The organism is Idiomarina solivarensis (assembly GCF_033052755.1).
GTDB lineage: Bacteria > Pseudomonadota > Gammaproteobacteria > Enterobacterales > Alteromonadaceae > Idiomarina.
Map to the genome: position 1 here is coordinate 1 of NZ_JAVFHZ010000001.1, position 12940 is coordinate 12940.

At 46.6% G+C, this 12940-nt stretch carries 6 protein-coding genes, 1 tRNA gene and 1 pseudogene; 7 read left to right on the plus strand and 1 reads right to left on the minus strand.

The window, feature by feature from the left end; all coding sequences use genetic code 11:
- Positions 1 to 99 precede the first annotated feature (99 nt).
- From RBK99_RS00005 to tilS, 6 genes and pseudogenes are all read left to right on the plus strand, one after another.
- A tRNA-Asp gene (locus RBK99_RS00005) sits at positions 100 to 176 on the plus strand.
- 205 nt (positions 177 to 381) lie between these two features.
- Positions 382 to 2565: a M3 family metallopeptidase gene (locus RBK99_RS00010; RefSeq protein WP_317502600.1), complete on the plus strand. Its 2184-nt coding sequence runs from the start codon at positions 382 to 384 to the stop codon at positions 2563 to 2565.
- A 100-nt stretch (positions 2566 to 2665) separates the two neighbouring features.
- Positions 2666 to 3961 carry an NAD(P)/FAD-dependent oxidoreductase gene (locus RBK99_RS00015; RefSeq protein WP_317502601.1) on the plus strand — a complete coding sequence of 432 codons (1296 nt, stop codon included), beginning with the start codon at positions 2666 to 2668 and terminating at the stop codon, positions 3959 to 3961.
- Between the two features lie 78 nt (positions 3962 to 4039).
- Complete coding sequence (gene dnaE / locus RBK99_RS00020) at positions 4040 to 7516, plus strand: DNA polymerase III subunit alpha (protein ID WP_317502602.1); 3477 nt, start codon at positions 4040 to 4042, stop codon at positions 7514 to 7516.
- 15 nt (positions 7517 to 7531) lie between these two features.
- The gene (accA, locus tag RBK99_RS00025; protein ID WP_317502603.1) at positions 7532 to 8488 is read left to right on the plus strand and encodes an acetyl-CoA carboxylase carboxyl transferase subunit alpha; all 957 of its coding nucleotides are present in this window, start codon (positions 7532 to 7534) and stop codon (positions 8486 to 8488) included.
- A gap of 6 nt (positions 8489 to 8494) precedes the next feature.
- Positions 8495 to 9860 (plus strand): annotated as a pseudogene (tilS, locus tag RBK99_RS00030) (tRNA lysidine(34) synthetase TilS).
- On the opposite strand, the gene RBK99_RS00035 reads toward tilS, so the two are convergent.
- Positions 9793 to 10698: a GGDEF domain-containing protein gene (locus RBK99_RS00035; protein ID WP_317502604.1), complete on the minus strand. Its 906-nt coding sequence runs from the start codon at positions 10696 to 10698 to the stop codon at positions 9793 to 9795. The pseudogene tilS and the gene RBK99_RS00035 overlap by 68 nt on opposite strands.
- A gap of 171 nt (positions 10699 to 10869) precedes the next feature.
- Between RBK99_RS00035 and RBK99_RS00040 the strand changes: the two genes are divergently transcribed.
- Positions 10870 to 12837: a monovalent cation:proton antiporter family protein gene (locus RBK99_RS00040; RefSeq protein WP_317502605.1), complete on the plus strand. Its 1968-nt coding sequence runs from the start codon at positions 10870 to 10872 to the stop codon at positions 12835 to 12837.
- The last annotated feature ends 103 nt before the right edge of the window (positions 12838 to 12940 follow it).

Sequence of the window (12940 nt, forward strand, 5' to 3'; positions counted from 1 at the left end):
GTGGTAGTTCAGTTGGTTAGAATGCCGGCCTGTCACGCCGGAGGTCGCGGGTTCGAGTCCCGTCCACTCCGCCATTTAGTACGCCCCAAAGAATATTGCGGAGTGGTAGTTCAGTTGGTTAGAATGCCGGCCTGTCACGCCGGAGGTCGCGGGTTCGAGTCCCGTCCACTCCGCCATTTTCACACTTCTGTTCGTTTCATGACTTTTCAGCGTTAACTCCCTGTCTTCGGTTTTGCCCTAATTTCTCCATTACGACGTTTTTCTGGATTTTACCTCTCATATTGCGCTTTTTGCCGTTTAGCTCTTGAGCTACATCCATTACAGGTCTAGAGTAATGTCACTAAAATTACAGTGATATAAAAACGATAACGGGAGATACCGATGCGTAAGACTTTACTTGCTGTTGCCGTCAGTGCGGCAGTTTCTTTGGGAGCGTGCAGTGATGCAGGCAACAACACATCAACCACGCAAAAGCCTGAAGCTGCTGCGGACAGTAGCCAACAAGCGACAGCGATGATGAATCCTTTTTTCAAGCCAAGTTCGCTACCTTATGAAGCTCCTAATTTCGATATAATTAAATTCGCTCATTATGAGCCGGCTTTTGAAAAAGGCATGAAAGAGCATATGGCAGAAATTGAAGCCATTGCGAATAACGAAGATGCTCCAACCTTTGAAAACACTATTGTCGCCATGGAAAAGTCAGGCCAAATTTTAGGTCGTGTTTCCTCAGTTTTTTACAACTTGTCGTCTTCACACAGCAACGAAAAAATTCGCGAGTTGCAAGCGGAACTGGCGCCTAAAATGGCTGCTCACAGTGATAATATTCGTCTCAATGCTAAATTGTTTGCGCGAATTAAATCACTTTATGAGAAGCGTGATGAATTGGATCTGGACACGGCGTCAGAACGTTTACTAGAAGATACTTACACAGGCTTTGTCCGTGCCGGCGCAGAATTGAATGAAGAAGAACAGCAAGAAATTCGGGATATTAATGAGCAACTTTCTAGCCTGACCACAGAGTTTCGTAATAGCTTAATGAAGCTGACTCAGGAAAATATCGTTGTCGTTGATTCTAAAGAAGCATTGGCAGGGCTAAGCGATAGCCAGATTAGCCAACTGGCAAGCGCAGCTGAAAGTCGTGACATGCCAGGGAAGTACGCAATAACCTTAACAAATACCACGCGCCAGTCTATTTTAGCTAGCCTTGAAAATCGTCAGTTGCGCCAACGTATTTGGGAAGCGTCCGCTAAACGGGGAACGGGTAATACCGAAACAGACACTCGTCCAATGGTTAAGAAGCTGACCCAGTTGCGTGCTGAAAAAGCCCGTTTGTTAGGTTATAAAACTTGGGGCGACTATGTTTTACAAGAAAACATGGCGGGTAGCCCTGAAGCGGCTAAAAAGATGTTGCGTGACTTAGTACCAGCGGTTGTAAGTAATGTTGAAAACGAAGCCGAAGCGATACGTGCAATGATTGAAGCTGAAGGCCAACAACACGAATTGAAACCGTGGGACTGGTTCTACTACGCAGAAAAAGTCCGTGAAGAGAAGTACGCGATTGACTCTGACGAAGTAAAGAAATACTTCGAGTTTAACCGTGTGCTGGAAGATGGGGTGTTCTACGCAATGAATCAGTTGTTTGGGATAACCTTTGAAGAACGTAACGACATTCCGGTTTATCAAGAAGATGTTGTTGTCTATGAAGTGAAAGATGTAGACGGCTCTACTTTAGGTTTGTTCTATGCGGATTACTACGCGCGTGATAGTAAGCGTGGCGGTGCCTGGATGAGCTCGTTCCGTACGCAGTCGGAATTGATGAATCAGAAGCCTGTTATTTTGAACAACATGAACATCAACAAAGCGCCAGAGGGTGAACCAACACTGCTAAGCTTTGATGAAGTGTCAACTATGTTCCATGAAATGGGCCATGCATTGCATGGTATGTTCTCCGACGTGAAATACCCATCGCAAGCGGGTACTTCAGTTCCTCGTGACTATGTCGAGTTTCCGTCAACCTTCCAGGAAGACTGGACGCTGAATCCAAAAGTTATCGAAAACTACGCGAAGCATTACGAAACGGGTGAGCAGATCCCTCAAAAACTGTTGGATAAAGTGCTGGCAGCTCGTAATTTCAACCAGGGCTTTGATACGCTTGAATACATTTCAGCTGCGTTATTGGACCTTGAGTACCACACAGTAGAAGCGGGTACGGAAATCGCTGATGTGACGGAGTTTGAACAAGACGCGTTAGAGAAAAACGGTGTTGCAATAGAAGCAGTGCCACCGCGTTATCGTTCAACTTACTTCGCTCACGTGTTTGCAGGTGGTTATTCTGCCGGTTATTACGCTTATATGTGGAGTGAAGTGTTGGCAGCAGATGCCTTCAAACATATGGGCAATAATGGCGGACTAAGCCTTGAAAATGGTCAAGAGTTCCGTGAGAAAATTCTTTCACAAGGCAGCAGTAAAGATCCAATGCAGCAGTACATCGACTGGCGTGGACAGAAACCAACCGTTGAAGCTTTACTTGAACGTCGTGGATTAACGGATCCAAGTATTGATTAAGCGATACTAAAATAATTACGACTGAGTGGTCGTTATCTGAAGCCACTGGCGTTATCATCGTCAGTGGCTTTTTTATTATCTGCAGATAAGCGAGGCACAAATGCAAGAACGAATTGTAATTGTAGGTGGTGGTGCAGGTGGGCTGGAATTGGCGACTAAGCTGGGCAGAAAGCTAGGGCGAAAGAAGAAAGCAAAGATTACTCTGGTTGATCGTAACAGCACCCATCTATGGAAGCCGCTATTGCATGAAGTTGCTTCTGGCGCATTGGATTCCCGCTTAGCCGAGCTGGATTATCGAGGACAGGGTGCCCGGGAAGGCTTTCAATTTCTGGTCGGAACCTTAGAGTCTGTGAATAAAGATAAAAAATCCATTCAACTTGCTGCCATAAAAGATGAACAAGGTGATGAAATATTAGCACCGCGGAATCTTCAGTACGATAGACTTATTTTAGCTATTGGTAGTGTCACAGCGGACTTTGGGATACCCGGAGTTGAGGAACATTGCTACTTTTTAGACTCGTTGCGCCAGGCTGATGAATTCCATGAACAACTGCTGAATGAATTTTTGCGAGTGAATCAATCACTCGAGGATGGTCAGAACACGAAATTGTCTCTGGCTATCGCCGGTGGTGGTGCTACTGGTGTAGAGTTAGCTGCCGAGTTAGTGCATTCAGTGTCTCTGCTTTCGATTTATGGCTTGTCCCACCTGGATAAAGAGCATCTTGAAATCTGTTTGGTTGAAGCTGGCGATCGATTACTTCCGGCATTGCCGAAACGCCTGGCAAGTTCAGTTGAGAAAAAATTAAAATCGCTCGGTGTTAACGTTATTCTGGGTAACCCGGTGAAAGAAGCAAAGAAAGGTGCTCTGGTATTATCTGAAGGTGACGATGTTGAGGCTGACCTTATCGTATGGGCTGCCGGGGTCAGAGCACCTGACATGGTCAAAGACTGGGGGCTAGAGGTTCGTAAGAACAATCAAATAGTGGTTAACGATTACCTGCAGTCGGTATCTGACAGCAGCATTTATGCAATAGGAGACTGCGCTGGCTGTAAAATTGATGATGAGCGCTGGGTGCCTCCACGGGCACAGTCTGCTAATCAAATGGCTGAGCGTTTGTATAAAAATATTCTTCGCGAGTATCGCCAAAAGGATGTAAAACCTTTTCATTATAAAGATAAAGGTTCATTAGTTTCACTAAGCCGTTATTCGGCCGTAGGTAACCTAATGCAAAGTAAAAGCTTATCAATGTCGCTGGAAGGGACTTTGGCGCGCTGGGCCTACGCAAGTTTATATCGCATGCATCAAAGGGCCTTACACGGTTGGTGGAAAATGTTTTTACTGTTGATGGTGGACAAGCTGAACCACGTAGTAAAACCGCGACTGAAGTTACACTGACGATATACTTCGCAGGTCGCTTAAGGCACAATAACGACCATAGAATAATAACGAAATAAGCCAGACTGTATTCGTAAAATGACTGCACCTAATTTTGTTCACCTAAGAATTCACAGCGACTTCTCCATGATTGACGGTCTGGCGAAAGTCGGGCCAATTTGTGAGGCTGTTGCCGAAGCCGGTATGCCGGCACTGGCAATTACCGATCAAATGAACTTTTGTGGCCTGGTTCGTTATTACGGAGCGGCTCATAAGTTGGGGTTAAAACCGCTAATAGGCTGCGATTTTTGGCTGCAAGCCGATTATCCTGAAGGTGAGATTTTTCGCCTGACAGCTCTGGCTATGGACAACGAAGGATATCAGCAGATAACCCAACTTATTTCCAAAGCCTATTTGCGTGGTGAGATCCAGGGCAAACCAGTTATAGATAAGGACTGGCTGAAAGAACATAACGAAGGAATTATTTTGCTGTCGGGCGGTCGTCATGGCGATGTCGGGCAGGCATTAATTAAGGGGCACGACGAGCCGCTTAATGCTGCACTGGACTTTTATCAGCAATACTTTCCTAATCGGTACTACCTTGAGCTTGTGCGCACCGGCCGACCGCAGGAAGAAGATTACCTTCACAAAGCGGTGGCTTTGGCGGGTGAGACCGAATTGCCGGTGGTGGCTACGAACGAAGTGGTTTTTCTTAAAGAGGAAAACTTCGATGCGCATGAAATTCGAGTTGCGATTCATGATGGCTATCAATTAGAAGATAAACGTCGGCCAAAAAAATATTCTCCACAACAATATTTACGCTCCAGCGAAGAGATGATCGAGCTGTTCTCTGATATCCCTGAAGCGATAGAAAACACCATTGAGATAGCAAAACGCTGCAATGTCACGGTACGGCTGGGCGAGTACTTTCTGCCTAAGTTTCCTACCGGTGATTTAACCACTGAAGAATTTTTAATCAAGGCCTCGGAAGAGGGGTTGGAAGAGCGTTTAGAGTTTTTATTCCCTGACGGCGAAGAGCGACAAAAGAAGCGGCCTGAGTATGATGAACGGCTCAAACGAGAGTTGGGCGTTATCAACGATATGGGCTTTCCCGGATACTTCCTTATCGTTATGGAGTTTATTCAGTGGAGTAAAGACAACGGTATACCAGTGGGACCCGGACGTGGCTCTGGTGCCGGATCTCTGGTGGCTTATGCGCTTAAAATTACGGATCTTGACCCACTTGAGTTTGACCTGCTTTTTGAACGATTCCTGAACCCGGAACGGGTTTCCATGCCGGACTTTGATGTCGACTTTTGCATGGATCGCCGTGACGAGGTAATTGACCATGTTGCTGATCTCTATGGCCGCGAAGCAGTTTCGCAGATTATCACGTTCGGTACTATGGCGGCTAAGGCAGCGATACGAGATGTTGGACGGGTTCTGGCTCATCCCTATGGCTTTGTCGACAGGATTTCAAAACTGGTACCGGGTGATCCCGGCATGACATTGGCGAAAGCTTTTGAAATAGAGCCGCAACTGGGTGCTGCGTACGAACAAGATGAAGAGGTTAAGGCCATTATTGATATGGCCAGGATTTTGGAAGGTGTGACTCGTAACGCTGGTAAACACGCTGGTGGAGTGGTTATTTCTCCAACCAAAATCACCGATTTTTCACCGTTGTATTGCGATGACGAAGGCAATAACCCAGTTACCCAATTTGATAAAGACGATGTTGAATCAGCGGGTTTGGTTAAGTTTGACTTTCTGGGGCTGCGAACCCTGACCATTATCCAGTGGGCGGTGGATATGGTGAACCGTCGTCATGCTCAAAGTGGTAAGGATCCAATTGATATTACCTCCATTGATTTAACCGATCCAAAGTGCTTCAGGTTATTGAAAAAGGCTGAAACAACGGCGGTTTTCCAGTTGGAATCCCGTGGTATGAAAGAGCTGATTAAGAAGCTACTGCCCGATTCGTTTGAAGATATCATTGCATTGGTGGCCTTGTTCCGTCCGGGCCCACTGCAGTCCGGTATGGTGGATAACTTTATCGATCGTAAGCACGGCAGGGAGGAAATTTCTTACCCCGATGTGGAATATCAGCATGACAGTTTACAACCCATACTGGAGCCAACTTACGGCGTTATCCTGTATCAAGAGCAGGTGATGCAGATTGCTCAGGTACTGGCGGGGTATACGCTAGGTGGTGCTGATTTGTTACGACGCGCTATGGGTAAGAAAAAGCCGGAAGAAATGGCCAAGCAGCGCGAAATTTTCCGTGAAGGGGCCGCTCGAAATAACATTGATCCTGAACTGGCGATGAAAATCTTCGATTTGGTGGAGAAGTTCGCCGGTTACGGCTTCAACAAGTCACACTCTGCTGCCTACGCGTTGGTTTCTTATCAAACCCTTTGGATGAAAACTCATTATCCGGCAGAGTTTATGGCAGCGGTGATGTCGGCCGATATGGACAACACCGATAAGATTGTCACTCTGGCCGATGAATGCGAACGCATGGGATTGGATTTGCTGCCACCGGATGTGAATAAAGGCGAATACAAGTTTATCGTCGATGAGCAGCAACGAGTGGTTTACGGTATTGGCGCAATTAAAGGCGTAGGCGAAGGGCCAATTGAGTCTATAATAAAAGCGCGTCAAGAGGGCGGCCCGTTCCGGGACTTATTTGATTTTTGTTGCCGGGTGGACTTAAAGCGGATGAACAAACGTATTCTTGAACGTTTGATCCGAGCGGGCGCGATGGACAACCTGGGGCCACATCGGGCTGCGCTAATGGCTACGTTGGAAAAAGCTATTCGTCAGGCAGAGCAGCATTTAAATGCGGAGAAAATTGGTCAGTCAGATATGTTTGGGGTGCTGACCACTGAACCTGAAGCGGTGGAACAAGAATTTGTTACGGTGCGCAAATGGTCTGAAGCGGTATGGCTTGAGGGTGAACGCGATACCTTAGGTCTCTATTTAACCGGACATCCTATTAATCGTTTTCGTGAAGAGCTCAAGCATTATATTAATAGTACGCTATCCAATGTCACTCCAACGCGTAAAGATGAAAGTATTGCTATTGCCGGTTTAGTTATCGATGTGCGTGTATTAACCAATAAACGCGGTCAACGATTTGCTATAGTGACTTTAGATGACAAAACGGCACGCATGGATGTACGCTTGTTCAGTAATGAGTACGAAAGTTATCAGGAATTGCTCGAAAAAGACCGAATTTTGTGGATAAAGGGTGAGGTCAGATTTGATAACTTCAGTAATAGCAATACAATGACTGCCAGAGAAGTGATGGCAATTGAGCAGGCACGAGAGACCTACCTCAAACATTTGGCGATTACGGTAACAGATGAACAATTATCCAAAGGTCTGGCCGGAAAACTGGAAAAGCTATTGCAGCCCTTTGCTGAAGGGACTTGTCCGATAAAAATGCGGTATCAGTCGGAACGTGTTGAAGCCTTGTTGAATGTGGGCGCACAATGGTATGTGAATCCGTCTGATGAATTACTATACGAATTACAGAACTTGTTGGGAACTCAGCAAGTCTCACTTGAATTTTAAAGGAAATGACAGCGAATGAGCCTTAATTTTCTGGATTTTGAACAACCTATTGCGGAACTTGAAGCGCAAATTGAAGAGTTGAAATCGGTCGGTAACCGAGGACAGCTGGATCTGAACTTAGAAGAAGAAGTTCAGCGCTTGACCACAAAAAGTCAGGAACTGACAGAGAAAATCTTTTCTGATTTAGGTGCATGGCAAGTGGCCCAATTGGCACGTCACCCACTGCGACCCTATACGCTCGATTATATCCGTATGATATTCACTGAGTTTGATGAATTAGCGGGCGATCGTTCCTTTGCCAATGATGAAGCTATTGTTGGCGGTATTGCACGCTTAGACGGCAAACCAGTGATGGTGATTGGTCAGCAGAAAGGGCGTGAAACCAAAGAGAAAATTCGTCGTAACTTTGGTATGCCGAAACCCGAAGGTTACCGTAAAGCATTAAGATTAATGCAAACGGCGGAACGCTTTAAAATGCCTATTGTTACTTTCATTGATACACCAGGGGCTTACCCTGGAATTGGTGCAGAGGAACGAGGACAAAGTGAAGCCATTGCGCGTAACCTAAAAGTCATGGCACGCTTAACGGTTCCTATTGTTTGTACTGTTATTGGTGAAGGTGGTTCCGGTGGTGCCCTGGCAATCGGTGTCGGCGATCGCGTTAATATGCTGCAATACAGCACTTACTCAGTGATATCACCCGAGGGATGTGCTTCCATCTTATGGAAAAGCGCCAGTAAAGCGCCACTAGCAGCTGAAGCGATGGGTGTAACAGCACAACGCAGTAAAGAGCTTGGGCTTGTTGATGCTGTTATCCCGGAACCTTTAGGCGGAGCGCATCGTCACCAGGAAGAAATGGCCGTTCGCTTAAAACGGCAACTGATTGCCGACTTAGGAAGCCTGCAAGGCTTGAGCCATGATGAGCTGCTGGATCAGCGCTACCGTAAACTCATGTCCTTTGGTTATTGCTAATTCTCAATGATGGACGATGGTCTTTACGACCTGTTTTGTGACAGTATAGAGTCGCTTGCCTTAAAGCCGGGACAGCAGTTAGTTGCTGCTCTCGGCGGCGGTGCCGACTCTCAAACCATTCTTGATTTGCTGATACGCTATCGTCAGAAAAACCCTCAATATCGCTACTTAGCAATCCATTTGGATCATAGTTTTCATCCCAGTTCAGCAGAATGGTCAAAAACCATTGAACAGGCTGCAAAGGCCTACGGCGTTGAAACGATATTTGAGCCGCTGGAAATTGTTCTTGCGAATCGCCAAAGCAAAGAAGCTGCCGGGCGTGAGCGGCGTTATCAACGTATGGCCGAGCTGACGGACGATGATTCCGTATTGTTACTTGGGCAGCATCGCAACGATCAAATCGAAACCTTTTTTCTGCAGCTTAAGCGCGGTAGCGGGCCCAAAGGTTTATCATCAATGGCAAAAGTTCAGTCTTGGATAGGCAACCGCCGATTATGCCGTCCTTTGCTGAGTGTCAGTAAAGAACAGATTCTGGAGTATGCTCAACAACGCAAACTGACTTGGATTGAAGACGACACCAACTACGATACCCGCATTGAACGCAACTTTTTGAGACATAAGGTTGTTCCGCTTATAGAACAGCGTTGGCCGCAGTTTGGTCATAGTGTGTTACGAGCGGCAAAGCTGTGTGCAGAACAGCAGCAAGTAATGGATGAGCTTTTACTGGAGAAGTTAAGAAGCCAGCAGACAGATGAGAGACACTTTCCACTGCGTACGTTACAAGCACATTCGGGGGCCATGCAAAGAGCTTTACTGAGGACCTGGCTGCAAGGGCTAAGGCGCTCGTTGCCCAGTTATGAGCAATTGGAGCAAATTCGACGGCAAGCATTGTCGGCCGAAAATGATAGCCAGCTGCAAGTGCAGTGTGACGGTTATACTGTGCGTTATTTCCAACAGGCTTTATGGTGTGACACTAAAATGCCCGACTTGCCAGAGAGCCAGAAAATAACCCAAGTCGAAACCGATTTAGGTGAGTGGGGCAAGCTGCATATACCATCTTCTCTGCTGACTGATACTAATGAACTCTGGTTAAGGTTTTCACTGCCAACAGAGAAGCTTGCAAAGCCAGGACGGCAGGGCAGAAAGAAACCTAAAGACTGGCTCAAACAGGCCGGAGTGCCGCCTTGGTGGAGGCAAAGGCAGCTAATAGTCGAGCTGAATGGAGAATACCTATGGGTGGCTGGTCTTGGCTGGTTCAGCTACCAGACTGTCGATAACCTTGATTTGCCTGAACCAATATGGAGTCAACTCAGGTGCTGATTCTTACCTGAAACTTTTGCTACGTAGAGGCGTCTGTCGGCTTCATCAATAATATCCTGAGGGCTATGGAAGTTTTCCATTGCCAAACTGCCAGCACTGACGCCAATATTAAACGTAGCAAGGCTGATGTCATTATTTAAGGCATCGCGAATGCGGATGAAAACGTCTTCAGCCTGTTGTGAATGCGTATTTTCCAATATGAGAACGAACTCATCGCCACCGTAACGGAAAACTCGATCAGTATCGCGCAGTTGCTGCTGAAGTAGACGTCCGAATTGCTTCAGTACCTCGTCACCTTGCTGGTGGCCGTGACGGTCGTTGACGGCTTTAAAACCGTCCATATCCAGTAGCATAACAATGTGTGATTGGCTGTTATCCCGCTTTAAACGGGCACTCAAGTGCTCCAGCGTTTCATCCAGCAGGGCCCGGTTCCCCAGACCCGTTAAATGGTCGCGTATTGCGGCTTGTCGTAGCTTTGAAAATTGCATCGCGTTTCGCAAAGGAAAGGTCAACTGACGGTGCATTTGTTCCAGTCGTACTTTGTTGACGTAGGACGGTGGGCGTTTAAATTGGTAAATCATCTGCCCCAAGTACTCATTGTCTGCGTAGAGCATGACGGAGTACTCATTGGCGCGGTTTTCATAATCGCCGACTAAATTGATGATTTGATCATCGGAAATGAATTGCAGTGCACTGACAGGTAGACGCTGAATCAGGTAGTCTGCATAAAGTGAAAGCACCTGATGCAAATCAAGTGACGTTTGCAAACGCTCGCTCAAGGGCGTCGATTTACTCTGCAGATCCGTTGATGAAGTTAATTGACTGATAATTGCCTGAGTTTTGTTCTCAGTTGTTTTATTTTCAGTTTTTGCAACAGCTCTGTTTAGCATGACAACCCTTAGTGCATGGATTTAATAGTAATTGAAAAGAGTTTAAGCAAAATTTAGGCCAAAATTAAAAAGCCTATATTTTACAAAACTTTATAGGAGATAGTTTTTCTGAAACAAAAGAGTGTTATTATTTTGACACTAACAAAAAACAATAAATCCAGAGGCTTCTGAATGAACGGTACTTTTTCCAGCCTTATGCTTTTATTAGCGGTGGCCGTTATTTTGGTGTGGTTGTTCCGACGGGTTAAGTTACCTGCCATCTTGGCGTACTTAACTGCCGGAATTATCGCCGGGCCTGACGTTATGGGCTGGGTCGCTGACCCCGATGATTACCACCTGGTTGCTGAGCTCGGTATCGTTCTACTTCTATTCTCACTTGGTCTGGAGTTTTCATTACCTAAGATGATAGCAATGCGCAGGTGGGTATTTGGGCTGGGGGCAGCCCAGGTGCTTGGCTCACTGCTGGTATTTATGTTGGTTGGGTTTATCTGGCTGGACGAATGGGCTGCTTCTTTAGCAATAGCAGGAGCGTTAGCGCTGTCGTCGACTGCTGTTGTTATCAAGCAGCTGAAAGAAAGTGCGCAAACGTCAACCCGTCGGGGGCAGATGACCATCGCTATCCTGCTCTTTCAGGATATTGCTGTCGTCCCATTGCTTATCATTATTCCACTGTTGGCGACAGATGGTGGCAACATTGGCTATACCCTATTGCTGGCTCTGGCGAAAGGTGCGGCGGTTATTGCTGTGCTCATGGCAATAGGCAAATGGGTCTTGCCCTATTTATTTAAAGAAATAGCGAAACAGCGTACTGACGAACTCTTTGTTCTCGCCACCCTCTTGGTTGCACTAGTCGCCGGTGGCATGACACAGGTGTTTGGACTTTCTATGGCATTAGGAGCCTTCCTGGCCGGAATGATGTTGGGAGAAAGTCAGTACAAACACCAGTTAGAAGCGGATATCCGTCCGTTTCGTGACATTTTAATGGGCTTGTTTTTTACCACCATAGGCATGCAGTTACAGCTTCAGGGCTTTGTCCAAAACGTCCACTGGATAGTGTTAGCGGTGTTGGTTATGGCTGTCGTAAAGATAGCCTTAATTAGTTCGGTAGCCCGCTTTATGGGTGAACGCGATGAAGACTCCTGGGGCAGTGGTTTGTCGCTGTTTCAAATGGGTGAGTTTGGTTTTGTTATTGTGGCTCTGGCCAACACTCACGGTTTACTGAGTAAAGAAATCGTCACCAGCATGATAGGTATTGGGGTGTTGAGTATGGCGATAACCCCTATTGTAATTCACCGTCTTAAGTTTTTGGTAAACCTTGTTGTCCGCTACCCCGATCCGTTAGCCGATATTGAACAGCAGCGGACGACACACAGCGAAGGGTTGGAAAACCAAGTATTGATTTGTGGTTTTGGGCGAGTGGGCCAGACAATGAGTCGTTTTCTGGATGCTGAGGGGATCACGCATATCGCGGTAGACAATGACCCGATGAGAGTGCAGGAAGCGGTTGCCGGTGGTGCTCGCGTGTACTTTGGTGACAGCGCGCGAAAAGATATTCTACGCGCAGTAGGCGCTGAAACGGTTGATCTTATTATTATCAGTTTTGCTGATGACATAAGAGCGCTGGAAGTACTGAAGGAACTACGGCAGTTAAACCCTGAGGCTTACATTATTGTGCGGAGCCGCGATGATACGAGGCTGACTCAGCTGCAGGAGGCTGGAGCCTCTCAAGTTGTTCCTGATACTTTGGAAGCCAGCTTAATGCTAATCTCCCACGTACTGAGCCGCAGCGGAATTCCTATACGTCGTATTTTGGCTCGTTTGGACAAAGAACGGCGTAATCATTACGGTGAGATGCATGGGTTCTTTCAGGGCTCCGAAACCGATATGGCACCTGAGCTTGTCGATAAGCTCGAGTTTTTGCGAGCGTTAACCTTACCGGAAAATGCATGGGCAAACGGCAAGCGTATTGATGAGCTGGATTGGGACAAGCACCAGGTTCAATTGAAAGCGTTGCGTCGCGATGACGAGGAATTTCCTGAGCCTGATCCCGATACACAGTTTCAACCTCAAGATGTGGTTTTGTTAGTGGGTAAACCTCGTTATGTAGAAGCTGCGGAACGCTGGTTACTTGAAGGCTGAAACAGTCGGTTACAACTTTCTGCTGTAATCACACAACTGGCAACAGTTAACGCCTAACATTTTACATTATTAACAGCGATAATAACGCTGTGAGTTAATCAAT

What these genes read in the sequence shown, in the direction of transcription:
- RBK99_RS00010 (WP_317502600.1), top strand. Translation starts at nt 382, where the DNA reads ATGCGTAAGACTTTACTTGCTGTTGCCGTCAGTGCGGCAGTTTCTTTG.
- RBK99_RS00015 (WP_317502601.1), top strand. Translation starts at nt 2,666, where the DNA reads ATGCAAGAACGAATTGTAATTGTAGGTGGTGGTGCAGGTGGGCTGGAA.
- dnaE (WP_317502602.1), top strand. Translation starts at nt 4,040, where the DNA reads ATGACTGCACCTAATTTTGTTCACCTAAGAATTCACAGCGACTTCTCC.
- accA (WP_317502603.1), top strand. Translation starts at nt 7,532, where the DNA reads ATGAGCCTTAATTTTCTGGATTTTGAACAACCTATTGCGGAACTTGAA.
- RBK99_RS00035 (WP_317502604.1), bottom strand. Translation starts at nt 10,698, where the DNA reads ATGCTAAACAGAGCTGTTGCAAAAACTGAAAATAAAACAACTGAGAAC.
- RBK99_RS00040 (WP_317502605.1), top strand. Translation starts at nt 10,870, where the DNA reads ATGAACGGTACTTTTTCCAGCCTTATGCTTTTATTAGCGGTGGCCGTT.